Source organism: Fructilactobacillus lindneri DSM 20690 = JCM 11027 (assembly GCF_002907375.1).
GTDB classification, from domain to species: domain Bacteria; phylum Bacillota; class Bacilli; order Lactobacillales; family Lactobacillaceae; genus Fructilactobacillus; species Fructilactobacillus lindneri.
This window is the reverse complement of the sequence record NZ_MIYK01000001.1, coordinates 228,670-242,739: the sequence shown is the minus strand read 5'-3', so window position 1 is coordinate 242,739 and position 14,070 is coordinate 228,670. Positions and strand designations below refer to the sequence as shown.

15 protein-coding genes and 2 tRNA genes are annotated in these 14,070 nt (G+C 30.3%); 8 read left to right on the top strand and 9 right to left on the bottom strand.

Annotated features, from left to right (window positions below; translation table 11 throughout):
* Positions 1-31: 31 nt before the first annotated feature.
* Together argS and BHU33_RS01300 are read right to left on the bottom strand one after the other, a co-directional pair.
* Complete coding sequence (argS, locus tag BHU33_RS01305) at positions 32-1,723, bottom strand: arginine--tRNA ligase (RefSeq protein ID WP_056997641.1); 1,692 nt, start codon at positions 1,721-1,723, stop codon at positions 32-34.
* A gap of 222 nt (positions 1,724-1,945) precedes the next feature.
* Positions 1,946-2,016, bottom strand: a tRNA-Gly gene (locus BHU33_RS01300).
* Positions 2,017-2,076: 60 nt separating this feature from the next.
* Here BHU33_RS01300 and BHU33_RS07760 point away from each other — a divergent pair.
* Entirely contained in the window at positions 2,077-2,451 is a 375-nt protein-coding gene (locus tag BHU33_RS07760) for a DUF1516 family protein (RefSeq protein WP_078775152.1), read from the top strand.
* Between the two features lie 26 nt (positions 2,452-2,477).
* Here the strand turns inward: BHU33_RS07760 and BHU33_RS01290 are convergent, their stop codons facing one another.
* The 5 genes from BHU33_RS01290 to BHU33_RS01270 form a co-directional block, all read right to left on the bottom strand.
* Entirely contained in the window at positions 2,478-3,194 is a 717-nt protein-coding gene (locus BHU33_RS01290) for an aspartate/glutamate racemase family protein (RefSeq protein ID WP_054646274.1), read from the bottom strand.
* 5 nt (positions 3,195-3,199) lie between these two features.
* Positions 3,200-4,453: a carboxylate--amine ligase gene (locus tag BHU33_RS01285; protein ID WP_056997642.1), complete on the bottom strand. Its 1,254-nt coding sequence runs from the start codon at positions 4,451-4,453 to the stop codon at positions 3,200-3,202.
* Complete coding sequence (locus BHU33_RS01280) at positions 4,443-5,990, bottom strand: UDP-N-acetylmuramoyl-L-alanyl-D-glutamate--2,6-diaminopimelate ligase (protein ID WP_054646275.1); 1,548 nt, start codon at positions 5,988-5,990, stop codon at positions 4,443-4,445. Before BHU33_RS01280 ends, BHU33_RS01285 begins: the two co-directional genes overlap by 11 nt.
* Positions 5,991-6,126: 136 nt before the next feature.
* Positions 6,127-7,677, bottom strand: coding sequence for a UDP-N-acetylmuramoyl-L-alanyl-D-glutamate--2,6-diaminopimelate ligase (locus tag BHU33_RS01275; RefSeq protein ID WP_056997643.1), 1,551 nt, complete (start codon positions 7,675-7,677; stop codon positions 6,127-6,129).
* 181 nt (positions 7,678-7,858) lie between these two features.
* Complete coding sequence (locus BHU33_RS01270; RefSeq protein WP_054646276.1) at positions 7,859-8,317, bottom strand: MarR family winged helix-turn-helix transcriptional regulator; 459 nt, start codon at positions 8,315-8,317, stop codon at positions 7,859-7,861.
* A gap of 140 nt (positions 8,318-8,457) precedes the next feature.
* Between BHU33_RS01270 and BHU33_RS01265 the strand changes: the two genes are divergently transcribed.
* Positions 8,458-8,541 (top strand) — tRNA-Leu (locus BHU33_RS01265).
* Between the two features lie 162 nt (positions 8,542-8,703).
* On the opposite strand, the gene BHU33_RS01260 is transcribed toward BHU33_RS01265, so the two are convergent.
* Positions 8,704-9,477, bottom strand: coding sequence for a (S)-acetoin forming diacetyl reductase (locus BHU33_RS01260; protein ID WP_054646277.1), 774 nt, complete (start codon positions 9,475-9,477; stop codon positions 8,704-8,706).
* A 152-nt stretch (positions 9,478-9,629) separates the two neighbouring features.
* Here BHU33_RS01260 and BHU33_RS01255 point away from each other — a divergent pair, with 152 nt between their 5' ends.
* Together BHU33_RS01255 and BHU33_RS07495 are read left to right on the top strand one after the other, a co-directional pair.
* Entirely contained in the window at positions 9,630-10,166 is a 537-nt protein-coding gene (locus BHU33_RS01255) for a hypothetical protein (RefSeq protein ID WP_054646278.1), read from the top strand.
* A complete protein-coding gene (locus tag BHU33_RS07495) occupies positions 10,153-10,314 on the top strand; it encodes a hypothetical protein (RefSeq protein WP_167550923.1) in 162 nt (53 codons plus the stop codon). Before BHU33_RS01255 ends, BHU33_RS07495 begins: the two co-directional genes overlap by 14 nt.
* A 55-nt stretch (positions 10,315-10,369) precedes the next feature.
* Here BHU33_RS07495 and BHU33_RS01250 read toward each other — a convergent pair whose 3' ends face one another.
* Entirely contained in the window at positions 10,370-10,615 is a 246-nt protein-coding gene (locus BHU33_RS01250) for a hypothetical protein (RefSeq protein ID WP_054646279.1), read from the bottom strand.
* Positions 10,616-11,497: 882 nt separating this feature from the next.
* Here BHU33_RS01250 and BHU33_RS07585 point away from each other — a divergent pair.
* From BHU33_RS07585 to BHU33_RS01230, 4 genes are all read left to right on the top strand, one after another.
* Positions 11,498-12,298, top strand: a complete 801-nt coding sequence (locus BHU33_RS07585) for an Ltp family lipoprotein (protein WP_054646280.1) — start codon at positions 11,498-11,500, stop codon at positions 12,296-12,298.
* Complete coding sequence (locus tag BHU33_RS07740) at positions 12,295-12,372, top strand: Ada metal-binding domain-containing protein (protein ID WP_225354816.1); 78 nt, start codon at positions 12,295-12,297, stop codon at positions 12,370-12,372. The genes BHU33_RS07585 and BHU33_RS07740 overlap by 4 nt, the downstream gene beginning before the upstream one ends.
* 76 nt (positions 12,373-12,448) lie before the next feature.
* Complete coding sequence (locus BHU33_RS01235; RefSeq protein WP_054646281.1) at positions 12,449-13,183, top strand: hypothetical protein; 735 nt, start codon at positions 12,449-12,451, stop codon at positions 13,181-13,183.
* Positions 13,184-13,261: 78 nt separating this feature from the next.
* On the top strand, positions 13,262-14,068 hold the full coding sequence (locus BHU33_RS01230) for a hypothetical protein (protein WP_054646282.1): 807 nt from the start codon (positions 13,262-13,264) through the stop codon (positions 14,066-14,068).
* The last annotated feature ends 2 nt before the right edge of the window (positions 14,069-14,070 follow it).

Sequence of the window (14,070 nt, the reverse complement as noted above, 5' to 3'; positions counted from 1 at the left end):
CTGACAAAAGTGACCCTCCTTTAAAATAATGTTACATTTCATTTGGTGCTTTAACTCCAAGCAAATTCAAAGATTCTTCTAAAACAATTGAAACACTTTTAACTAACGATAGTCTTGCATTCAATTCATCATCATCGACCAAGATCTTAGTATGATCATAATATTTATTAAATGCTTTCGCTAATTTTAATGAGTATTTAGCAATGTCCGATGGTTCAAAATTCTGATTTGCATGTTTAACAACTTTAGGAAATTCTTGTAATAATTTAATTACTTCCCATGAATCGTCATCGGTTAAGGAATGATTGCTTTTTTCAAAATTAGGATTTTCAGCTTTTTTTAAAATACTTTCAGCTCGAGCATGTGCATATTGTACATAAGGACCAGTTTCACCTTCAAATTTCAATTGATCTTTCAAGTTAAAATCAATGCTGTCCACTCTAGCATTTTTCAAATCTCCAAAAATGACTGCCCCAACCCCAACATCTTCTGCAACTTGATCTTTATTATTTAATCCAGGATTCTTTTCAGCGATTTGTTCTTTAGCCATTTTAACTGATTCATTTAAAACTTCATTTAAGAGAACAATATTTCCGTGTCGTGTGGAAAGTTTTTTACCATCAACTGTAATTAAGCCAAAAGGAACATGGTGTAATCCATCTGCTGATTCGAGACCCATTTTCTTCAAAACTGCTTTTAATTGTTTAAAGTAATAAGTTTGTTCTGAACCAACCACGTATAAGTTCATAACTGGATGATAAGTTTTATCACGATAAATAGCAGTTGCAATATCACGAGTAACGTATAATGAAGCACCATCAGTTTTTAAAATCAAAGCTGGATTTAAATCTTCATCACTCAAATCTACAATAGAAGCACCTTGAGATTTTTCTAATAATCCCTGCTCTTTTAAGGTATCAACCACATTTTGTAATTTATCGTTATAAAATGACTCACCATTGTAGGTATCAAAATCAACATTAAGTTTTTGATAGGTTTGTTTAAAAGCCTTTAAAGAAGCATCTCTGAACCATTCCCAAAGTCTTACTGCTTCTGGATCTCCATCTTCAAGTTTTTTAAACCATTCACGTGCTTCAACATCTAATTCAGGGTCTTCTTGGTCTTCTTTATGAAATCTAATATAATACTGCACTAGATAATGAATTGGATCTTTTTTTACATCTTCTTCATTACCCCACTTTAAATAAGCTGTAATTAATTTTCCAAACTGCGTACCCCAATCACCTAAATGATTATCTTTAATTGGTTTATAACCATTTTTAGTTAAAATTTTAGCAATTGAATTTCCAATCACAGTAGAACGAAGATGACCCATTGACATTGGTTTAGCAATATTAGGAGAAGACATATCAATAGTAACAACACGATCTTGTCCATCCTGATTATCTCCATAATGATTTTTTTCAACCAATATGTCACTAATTACTTGTTCGCTAACACCTTGTTTATTTAAAAAGAAATTAACATAAGGACCAGCAGCTACAACTTTGTCAAAACTAACTCCATCAATTTTAGTAACGATTTCTTGAGCAATTTCTTGTGGAGCTTTATGCATTGTTTTTGATAATACAAAAGCTGGAAAAGCTAAATCACCATTTTTTGAAAGTTTAGGATTTTCGATTTTAGTATAAATATCACTGGTTGAAACCTGATTGTCAATTGCATCCGAAATAGCATCTGCCACTAATTGTTTATAATCCATTTTATTCACTCCTTATAATAAAAAAACTCCTACATTAAAAATTAATGTAAGAGACGAGTTAACCCGCGGTACCACTCTAATAGGCATATTACCCACTTTAATTATTCAAATTATTGCCTAAAAAGTACGCCTTCACATTCCCCAAATATCTAGCTTCCATCATCCTAGACTTGCTGTGATTTTAAAAATGCTACTACTCTTTTATCATAGACAGCTTCCCAAAGCGGGTGACGGGAATCGAACCCACGACGTAAGCTTGGGAAGCTTAAATTTTACCACTAAACTACACCCGCAATACATGAAAATTATAGCATTAAATAAGTTGCTTGTCATTAGTATTTACTTTATTAATTATGATAAAATTCTACTGGAGGCATATCATGTTTATTTATTTAATTATTATTTTATGGCTATTACTCATAATTTCTCTAACGATAGGAGTTACTCGTAAACAAGACAAACAAATTGTTAAAGCTTTAATGTATACTAGGGCACTTTATTTTGTTCTTTTAATGATAGAGGTAGTTTTCTCTATTCAAAAATTTAATCAACAACCCAGTTTAATTATTTTTAGTTTCATTATATCCATTTTTGCTATTTCGTTTATTGACATTTCTTTTCAAAGAAAAATACAAGGAACATTAAAGCTATCTATCATTTGGATAACTATTATCTTAATCATCATTGCTATTATTATATTATTCATGTTAAAGCAAAAATTCGTTTAGATTTTAAGTCTAAACGAATTTTTTGATTATTTACTTTTTTGCATTTTTTCAGCCAATCTAATTGATTCATCAACTAATTCGCTTTGAGCATCAATTACATGATAACCATCACTACCAGCACGTTCTTCTGCAACTGATATTTCAGTACAACCTAAAATAACAACATCACAATTCAAATCATTCGTCATTTGATCAAGAATATGATGGTATAAATCAGCATCAACCCAATTTTGTTCTTTAACATCATCATAAATTAATTGCATGGTTTCATCAGCAATTTCACTTGTTGGCATCACTAAATCATATCCAGCTTTTTTAATTGGTGTTTCATACACTTTGTCTTTTAATGTTCCTTTAGTAGCAATTAGACCAACACGTTTAGCACTTGGAAATTTTTTGCTAATCGCCGCAACTGCTAAATTTGGCATATGCAAAATTGGAATTGATGTTAATGACTGTAATTGATTATAAAAATAATGAGCAGTATTACATGGAAGTGCAAAAAATTCTGGTCCCAGCTTACTTTGTTGCTTAATATCTTCAGCTAATGGTTTCAAAGGATCAGGATGATTCTTGGGATCAATAATATAATCAGTTCGATCAGGAACCGTCGCATGATTTACAAGAATATAGTTTAAGTAGTCTTGATCTTGATGAGCATCAGTTTTTTTATTCAACTGATGAATATACGATTCTGTTGCTTCTGTTCCCATTCCACCAATAATTGTAAAAAAATCCTTCATAATCTTTACCCTTTTTCTGCATGGAAATACTTTTTGAAGTCTTCAACATAATTATGATCAATCCACTTCATTAATAACCAACGCATAAAATTTTCATCTTTTTTATACCAAAAAGTATTGCCAACTTGACCTTGTGAAATTAATTTTTGAGCTTCTTTTTTATCTTGATTGTTTTTAGCATACTTTTCAAAAACTTTTTCTGGTACACCCAGCCATAGTTGATAGTTATTTTTATCCTGATTAGCATAAACAGTATCTTTATCTTTTAAATTATCAAGAACATAATCATCCACTAACCATTTTGCTAAATTATAACCATTTAAAGTTACATAAAAACTACTTCTTCCTTGCCGAAGATTAATTTCAAATAACTTATAAGTATTATCCCGAGAATCCCACTTCATATCAAAATCAGCATAACCAGTATAGTTAACGCTTTCCAAAAATCTTTTGATTTGATCATAAATTTGTGCATTATATTCCGGTAAAATAGCTACATAATTGCCAATTGCTCCCGGCGCCGGGTCTTCAAGTAAAGGATGACCTAAACACATCATTTTAACTTTATGATTCTTATCAACATAAGCATTAATAACTCGCATATTACTATCATCACCAGGGATGAAGTCTTGAACAATTACATCCGAAGTATAACCATTGTCATAAATTTTTCCAATTTTATCTCGATAATCAGCTTCATCTTTAATGATGAATACCTTTTTTCGACCCTCAAAATGAATATCAAGCCATTCAACACTATTAGTAGGCTTAACCGCAATTGGGTATCCAAATGGCTGAGCAAAATTATCATCTTTATAATCTTGTTTAGTAATCACTTTAGTTCCTGGATAAGGAATATTCAATTTGTCACATAATTCATAAAATTTTTCTTTACTGTTTAATTGTTTAATCAATGAATAATCAACATAAGGACAAATAAAAACATCTTCTAATTCATCTTTATGCTTAGAAATTAATTCAGCATATCCGTCACTACAGCCGATTAAAATTACTGGCTCTGAATGATTTGCATATCTTTTTTTTAGCTTACGCATTTCTTCAATCCAAGCAGGATCCTCACTGAAATTTGGCACAATTTCTAAATCAACAATTTTAGTATAACGAGTTGGTGCTAATCGCGTTTGAGCAATTGCCTTAACTGGCTTTCCATATAAATCATAAAAAGAACGTGCCATTCCATAGACATTAAAATCACTGCCTAAAAGAATTGGTGTAAAATCTGGTGTTTTAACAGTCATTTTTATTCAGTTCCTTTACTAATTCTTTAACAATAACTGTATCAGTAGGATATGGAGTATCAACCCCATTAATTTTTTGATATGGATCTCTTCCTTTTCCCGCTATTACAATTATATCATCATTTTTACCTTGTTTGATTGCATCAGCAATCGCTGTTTCCCGATTCATCACAAAATGAACATCGACTTTACTATGGTCAATATGGGAATCAATTTCTTTTGATATTTCTTTGGGATCTTCAAAAGCTGGATCTTGCATGGTTAGATACGCCACATCGGCATTTTCACTTAATGCTTTTCCAATTCCCTTTCGACGAATAATCCCTTTATTGCCAGTACAACCAACTACTACGATAACTTTTCCATCTGGATTTTGACTTTTTAAAAAAGATAATAACGAATGCATACTAGAATAATTATGTGCATAGTCAACATAAACCGTTCCATTATGTTTTGTCTCGTAAATTTCCATTCTTCCAGGGATTTGTGTACTAGCAATTCCTTTAGTAAGATCAGAACGTTTAAATCCAGCAATTCCAGCAGAAATAATTGCATCTGCGGCATCTGGTTCATTATAATCGCCAGGCAACCCTAAGCGATAACTACCATCTAAGTCAAGTTTTTTTGCCTTTTTAGTTAAAGACTGCATATAAATCTCATTTAGCTTTAATGTATCCACTTCGCTTGAATAGATAAAATCTAGCTTAATTGGAATTTCTAATTTTGCATTTTTTCTAGCAAATAAATAAATATTTTCAGGATTACAAGTTGCTTTAGCAGTATAATAAACGTCTTTTAAATTATCCGTTTCGGCGTTAATAATTGTGATTTTAGAATTTACCAGTAACTGTTCCTTACAATGCAAATAATTAGCAACCGTTGGATGCTCATTTTCCCCTACATGATCAGAAGAAATATTGAGAAATGATCCAATATCATATTTTAATCCATAAACACGATTTTTAAGATAGGCCTGAGAAGAGACTTCCATTACCAAAATTTTCATTCCATTATTAACTGCTCTTCGCATATTATGAAAAATATCTAAAGACTCGGGAGTTGTTAAATGAGATTTAAAATTATCACTAGGTGCATTCCCAATCACTGTATTGATGGTGGAAAAAATGGCAACCTTATCATTAGTAGCGTTTTGAATTGCATCACGCACAAAATATGCTGAAGTTGTCTTACATTTAGTTCCAGTAATTGCAATAATGTACAATTCATCTTGTGGATAATTAAAAAAAGCGGCGGAGAGCAGAGCCATCGATTTTTGAATATCTTTTACAATAAATTCATTCATTCCAGCACTTGCTGGAAGATGACGTTCGGAAACAACACCAGTAGCACCAGCCTCTTTAGCTGTTTCTAAATATTCTGGTTTGAAATTTCCTTTACAAAAAAATAAAGTATTTTTCTGAATGTCTCGGGAATCATAGCTTATATACTCAAATTCAGGATGACCCATTGCGTTAGTTGATTGCAACAAACCATGTTCATATAAAATTGTTTTTATTTTTTTGACATTTAACGACAAATGTTAGGACTCCGTTCTGCGGTATCTATTTTTCAATGAGTTCATAAATGTTATTTTAAATGATTTATATTACAGCTTTATTACTCATAAATTAAAAAAATCTTTAGTTTGATTATTTTTAATTTAAAATACAAGGTTAATTTTTAGTATCTTGATTTAATGATTCAACAATTTTTTTAACTATTGCAGAATCTGTGGGATAAGGAATATCAATTCCCTTGACCTTTTGATATGGATCTTGCCCTTTTCCAAGAATTACAATAATATCTTCCTTTTTTCCAGACAAAATTGCATCCTTAATTGCTTGTTCTCGATCAAGATTAAAATGAACATCAACTTTATCATGATCAATATATGAATCAATTTCTTGAGCAATTTTTTGGGGATTTTCATAAGCGGGATCATCGGTTGTCAAATAAGCCACATCAGCTTCTTCATTTAATGCTTTCCCAAAGCCTTCACGACGGTCAATCCCTTTATTACCAGGACTTCCAACCACTGCTACTACCCGACCATTTGGATTTTGTCGTTTTAAAAATCCAAGCAATGCACGTGTACTAGCATAATTATGTGCATAATCAACATAAACTGTTCCATGATCTTGGCTTGAGTACATTTCCATTCGTCCTGGAATTTTAGTGTCTGCAATTCCTTTTAACAAATCGGTCCGTTTAAAACCAGCTAACCCTGCTGCAATAATAGCATCAGTTGCATTGGCTTCATTATAATCTCCCGGAATTCCAATTCGATAATTTCCATCTAAGTTTAACTTTTCCCCCTTTTTAGTTAAACTTTTCAAATAAATCTCATTATCACTTAAAGTATCGGATTTACTATCAAAAACAAAGTCCAAAGTAACTGGAATTTCAGTTTTAGCACCATTTCTAGCAAACAAATAAACATTCTCAGGATTACAAGTTGCCTTAGCAGCATAATAAACGTCATCTAGATTTTTCGTTTCTGCATTTATAATTGTTACTTTTGAATTTATCAATAATTGTTCTTTACAATGTAAATAATTAGCAAAAGTTGGATGTTCATTCTCTCCTACATGATCCGGTGAAATGTTTAAAAAAGATCCAATATTAAATTTCAAACCATAAACTCGATTTTTTAAATAAGCCTGAGATGAAACTTCCATCACTAAAATTTTCATGCCATTGTCAACAGCTCTACGCATATTGCGAAAAACATCTAGCGACTCAGGGGTCGTTAACTGAGATTTAAATGTATCCCCGCTTTTATTTCCAATCACAGTATTAACTGTAGAAAATAACGCGGTCTTATTTCCTGATGCTTTATCAATAGCATCTCGTAACAAATATGATGAGGTAGTCTTCCCTTTCGTTCCAGTAACCGCTATAATAAACAAATCATTTTGTGGATAATCATAAAATGCAACTGATAATAACGACAAAGCTTTTTGAATATCAGTTACGATATATTCATCCATTCCAGAACTAGCTGGAAGATGTTTTTCAGCTACAACACCTGTTGCACCAGATGCTTTTGCAATCTCAAGATACTCTGGTTTGAAATTTCCTTTACAAAAAAATAAAGTATCATTTTTTACATCACGAGAATCATAACTAATATAACTATATTTTTTTTGATTAGCTGAAACAGATGATTTCAACAAATTATGTTCTTGTAAAAGAATTTGAATCTCATCAATGTTTAACGACAATTTACCATACCCCATTCTAGCTATCTTATAAATTAGCGAGTTTTATTTTTATATTAAATCTTATACTTTTTACATATTGCAGCATTTTAATTCTAGCAAAATCAATGACTAAAAACAAAAAGAACCTCTTAAATGAGGTTCTATAATTAAACAATTCTTAATAGCTATTTAACCATTAATTTTATTTTGCATCTTTTATTTTTTTAGTATCAACTTTATCTAATTTATCAAGTATATTATCAATCACTTCGACTGAATCTGCGATTTGTGTTTTAGACATCCCTAAAATATCAAAGCACGTATCAACATGTGTGCAAATATCATCTTCTAACTTTTTAGCCTGATCTGTCACACCGATGTTTACTACTCTCTCATCCTTTTTAGAACGTTCTTTAGTTATCCATCCTTTTTTATCAAGCCGTTTCAAAAGTGGTGTTAATGTTCCGCTGTCTAAGTCAACATGAGAACCTAATTCGCGTACTGTCATTGGAGCATATTGCCATAAAACTACCATCACGATATATTGTGGGTATGTTAAATCATATGAAGACAAAGCATTTTGATAAAATCTATTAAACTTTTTATTTGCATTATAAATTGCAAAACAAACTTTGCTATCGACCCCTGTAAGTTTTTCCATATCTACTCCCACCAATGTTTATTCCATAATATTTCTTATGAAATTTTTAATTATATTTAATATATAGCATAACCACAATATATTACAACCCCTGATTTCTATTCCATTTATAAATGATTTATAGTAAAATAAAGAAGTTCGCACCAGTGGCGGAATTGGCAGACGCGCAGCGTTCAGGTCGCTGTTTGATTTTTCAAGTGCGAGTTCGAATCTCGCCTGGTGCATATAAAATCATTTGTTACTTATTGTTACTACCAACTCTGATTTGTAACATGATTATTAATATGATTAACTAAGCTGGGTAAAAATATTGGCTTACAAACGTAACGTGAACAAAAAGATGAGTTAAATAGCTCATCTTTTTTTATATAATCTAATTTAAAACTCTAATTAAACACCATTCCACCATCAATTAATAATGATTGACCCGTCATATAATTTGAATCTGGTCCTGCAAGGTAAGAAACACATCCAGCGACATCTTCTGGTTTTGAAAGACGTTTTAAAGCAATATCTTTGGCAAATTGTTCCATTCCCCACTCAAATGGCTTGCCTGCTTTGTCAGCGACATTTTGAGCGATATCATTCATCATTGGCGTAACAACAATTCCAGGACAAAAAGCATTAACAGTAATATCAAATTCTGCTAACTCTTTGGCAGTTGTTTCAGTAATTCCTCTAATTGCAAATTTAGTTGAACCATAAACAGTTAGGTTGGGATTACCAGTCATTCCTGCTTGAGAAGAGGCATTAATTATTTTACCTGGATGTTTGAGTTTTTTAAACATTTGGGATGCTGCTTGAATTCCCCAAATAGTTCCTCCAACATTAATTCTTTCAGCATTTTCTAAGACTTCTGGTGTCACTTCATCAATAGGAGTTGTTGGAGCAACTCCAGCATTGTTTACCATTACATTAAAATCACCAAAATGTTGATAAGCTTTTTCAACGGCCGCAAAAACATCATCTCGGTTAGCAACGTCTCCTTGGATTGCCATCGCATCACCATTATCATTTTGAATTTCTTGTGCTATTTTTTCTACTTTGTCAAAAGTTCTCCCCAATAAAGCTAACGAAAAACCATCATGATGTAATCTTTTAGCAATTGCAGCACCAATCCCTTGACCCGCACCTGTAATTAAAGCTACTTTTTTATCCAAAATAAAATCTCCTTTATAATTATTTACACTGATAACTGTAATATATCACAATTGTTTTGATAATTTATTTTTGATTATCAAAATCTCAAAAACAAGTGTTATAATACAATCTGTTTTATTAATTATAAATATAATAATTGGAGATGGTCAGCTTGAAAATTTTTGTTACATTTTGTGCTTTTGTTGCGGATTGGCTATTATTTATTTTTCCGTTACTTCAAGGAAAAATGGAATTAATGGATTCTAATAGTGTTTTCAAAAAATATCAAAGCTCACATCATCAGGGGTTCAGTCTCAAAGGTTTATTCAAAAATATTATTTGGGTAATACCACCTTTACGGATTTATTACTTAAAAAAATATGCTGGCAAAGAACTTTTTGATTTGTCATTAAATAAAGAAGACTTTGCAAAATTTTACGGCTTTTATAATAAATCGATTGCTTGGTACTATGTTTCATATGCTGGATTTTTAGATGCTCTCTATACTACATATGAAATGACTGAATATCTTCCTATTGGAGAATGGAGTTTAATTATCTTCATTGTTATTGTAGTCATTTTAACGTACGGCGGGATTTCTTATACTAACTATATGGTTAGTTCAAACCGTAAAATCAATCTCGTCAAAAAAATTGCTAAAAACCATAAAAATAAAATCCATCAGGAGCAAACTTATGAAAAAAAATAGTCAGCGTAATACTCCATTATTAGTTGAATCCCTCGTTGTTGGAGGAATTGCAATTGCTCTTGAAGCAACTTCCCTAGTAGGATTAACTTACTGGTCACTAACAAGAAATCAAGCCGCACAAAAAAATCATTTAAATAAACAATATTAATAATAAGTTATAAAAAGGAGTTGTCAGTTTTTAAATTGACAACCCCTTTTTATTTTTATTCAAAAAATTCTCGACTATGAGAAGTTTCATTATAAATATCAAAACGTCCTTGTTTTAATTCAACTTTATACATATCAGTCTTCTTAGCTTTGTTTTTAGCAAAGTTTAAAAGTTGATGTTCTACACTGGTATTATCAATGTGACCTGCTGAATTACCTAATTCTTCAATCACACGTGGATCTTTTAAAATTTCTTGGAGTTTCTTTTCAAGCTTAGCTCCATCAGTTGTAAATTCTTTCATAATGATATTCCTCCTAATTTAATATAAGTAAATTATACCATACATCTTTAAATTCTTAATTAACCAGAAATTAAGTTTAACTATTTTGCAAAATTTCTCTAATAGTAGTTTCCATAGCAGTTGGTTTAATCACCTATTTCATTTTGATACTGGTTATCCACATAAGATGCAACTTCAGCATAAGAATCTTCATAAATTCGTTTAATTTTCAGCTTTTATTTCGTTATCAGTGGCAAAGTTAGCCACAAACTCAATCAACGTGGACAAAAAACTACTCACTGTCATATTAATCATCAGCATCATGCGCTAGCAACTTATTTAAATAGGATTAAGTCCAACTATTATAATGCTCTTGCAATGAGACGATGCTACTCTCTTCATCAACGACTCAATGAACAATTTTTCCATTAAAAATTAGAATAAGTTTAGAAAAAATTAATAATGATTATTTTTAAAAGTTGATCTTCTCTACTTGTATAGTATAAACTGGTTCGATTCTAGCTTTAGGATTTTAAAAAGAAAAAGTTCGTTAGGTGCGTTTACCATTGTAATGGTATTATAATTATAATGTAATAGTATACTTTATCTAAGTATTAATTAAGTAAATAAATTTTGATTGAAACTTTATGTAATATAACATCAAACACAATGATTATGTATTATTAAATAAAAAAATTCGAATAGATAACTTATCATTATATTATTTAATGGTTATGAAAAAATATTACAGCACACTTACTATCAAAAAATTAATTATTTTAAATTATAATTACTAAAATTTTTTAACTATCATCTTAATTAATTATTAACTTAATATAGTGAAACCTAATAGACCAAAAACTTATGTCTTTAAAAGATGGATTAAATTTATAGGAGGACAATATGTCTGAAAAAGGAACAAAGAAAAAATTTTATAAGCGTTGGTGGTTTTGGTTATTAGTAATAGTAGTTATATTTATCATTGCAAGTGCTAGTGGCAATGATGATAAAAAGAACTCATCTGATTCTAAAGATAAAACAACCAAAGTAAAAAAGAATGACTCAAAGAAAAAGTCTAATGATAATAAAAAAGACACTACCATGAAAGATGATAGTGACAAAGATAAAGTAGCAAAAGTTAAAGTCCCTACTTCAAAAGATGATAACGGTAGTGATGACACTGAAAAAGACAATGCTTATAAATCTGCTAAAGACTATATGGAAACTAGCGGAATGTCTAAAAAAGGTTTGTATGAACAACTAACTTCTGAATATGGAAGTAAAATTACGCCTGAAGCTGCTACATATGCTGTTAATAAAATTAGTGAAGATGATTATAAAGCTGCAGCTGTTAAATCTGCTAAAACGTATTCAAGCGACATGCACATGTCTGCAAATGATGTATATCAACAGTTGATTTCTGATTCAGGAGATAAATACACTCCAGATGAAGCTAAATATGCTATTGACACATTACATTTAGGTTCTGTTGATACAAACGCTAAACCTGATGACACATCAGCTCCTGATACATCTACGACCGATTCAAGTTCAACTGATTCTAACTCAGACGATTCAAGTCAAGAAAATCAATCTAAAAGTAATTTTCAATCTGGTGATACTGATTCCGCTCAAAGCCAAAAAGTAGTTGGAAATTCTAAGACACATATTTACCACTTAGATGATCAAAAAATTATCGCATGAGTTCAAATAATGTTGTTTACTTTAATTCACCTGCCGAAGCAGAAGCAGCTGGATATAGAAAATCTGCAAGATAATTAATTTCACTACTCTACTTGGTAGTATAAAGTTAGTTAAATTCAAACTTTAAGGTTATACATAAGGAGATTAACTATGAAAAAATTTTTATTGAGCGTAACTGGCGCAAGTATGATTGCATTAACTGGAATATCCGTTACTACTATTAATCAACCTAGCGTTTACGCTTCAAATAAATCATTCCCAAAAGAAGTTCAAGGTAAATGGAATAATCAAGCTGGTAATACTTTTAAAATTAAGGGTTCTAAAGCAATTTTAAAGATTGCTAATAGCAAGAAAAAAGGTACATATAAATTTAAACTAAAAAGCAAAATTGATGAAGGCTTTAAATTAAAAGCGGACGGTAAAAAATTAGATAAAACTAATGACTATTCATTAACAACATCTAAAAATGGAACAATGCAATTTAATTACGGAAAACAGAAAATTCAGTTTAATAATGAAACTATGAATTCTAAGCAAACTAACAAAAGTTCTGTTAATAAAGATAATCCTCAAGTGAAAAATAATACCCAGCAAAATAACAATGTAACACAGCAAAAGTCAACTAAAAATGTTTCAAACAATCAAAATAGTAATATATACGAACAAAATTCTTCAACGAATAATAATCAGCAAAATAATTACGAGAATAGTGACCCTAATAGCTCTAAGTTTTATGACGAAACAGATGGGACTTACCATGCTCCCGGTTCAAATCCTGACGGAACACCAGATCCTTGGGTACAAGGTCAACTAGATTGGTTGGCACAACATCCAGAAGAAAATAATGTAACTGTTCAAGACGACGGAACAGTTACACAAAATTAATATATACACCCTACTTGGCAGATTATGAGTAGTTTGATTCCGTTCGTAGGGTTTAAATTTAAAGATTGGAGAATAAAAATGATTGATTTTATAAAAACATTAGTGTCTATACTACCATTATTAACCATTATTATTTCTATATTTAATATATATATTAAATATAGAAATTCTGAATCTAATAAAGTTTCATTAAATAACCCAGTTAGGTTTATAAATATAATAATACATAAAAATAACGTTTCATTTACATTGGGAGGAATAATAACAGAGACAATAGGATTTTCAATACTAATATTAGGTTGCATAGGAATTGGTCTATATGTAGTTAATCTTAATTTATTCTGGGTTAGTATTATAAGTATTTGCTTAACATTAGTTGTAATGCTTTTAAGTTTTGAAATGACATCTATATCGGAACAAATTTTAGGTCCTAAAACTAAATACTTACCATTAATTAAATTTAATAAGATAGAATATTGCATAATTGGAGAAGATGGTAATTATTTATTCTTAATAGAACTAAATAGTGAATATAAACCCAATAATAAAAAGGATAAAAACAAGCTAAATACTAAACAAATTCCTAAAACAAATATTAAACAGGTACTTAAAACACTCATTAAAGGGTTTCCTGAAACAGATAATAACCAGTTTTCTAAAACAAACATTATATTTTTAATTCCTAATAAAAAAATTAAGAACAATATCCCTTTTCGTGAAATTGAAAATTCATACAATTTAAAACCTTTTGTAAAAAATTTCAAAAATGGAAATTTAACATTAAAATTTTTGAAAGATAATAATCAAAGTTTGAAAAACAAAAAGCGCAAATACAAATTATTTGGATACAATATTTCTATTAAAAAGTCTAAAAAATCAAAATAGTC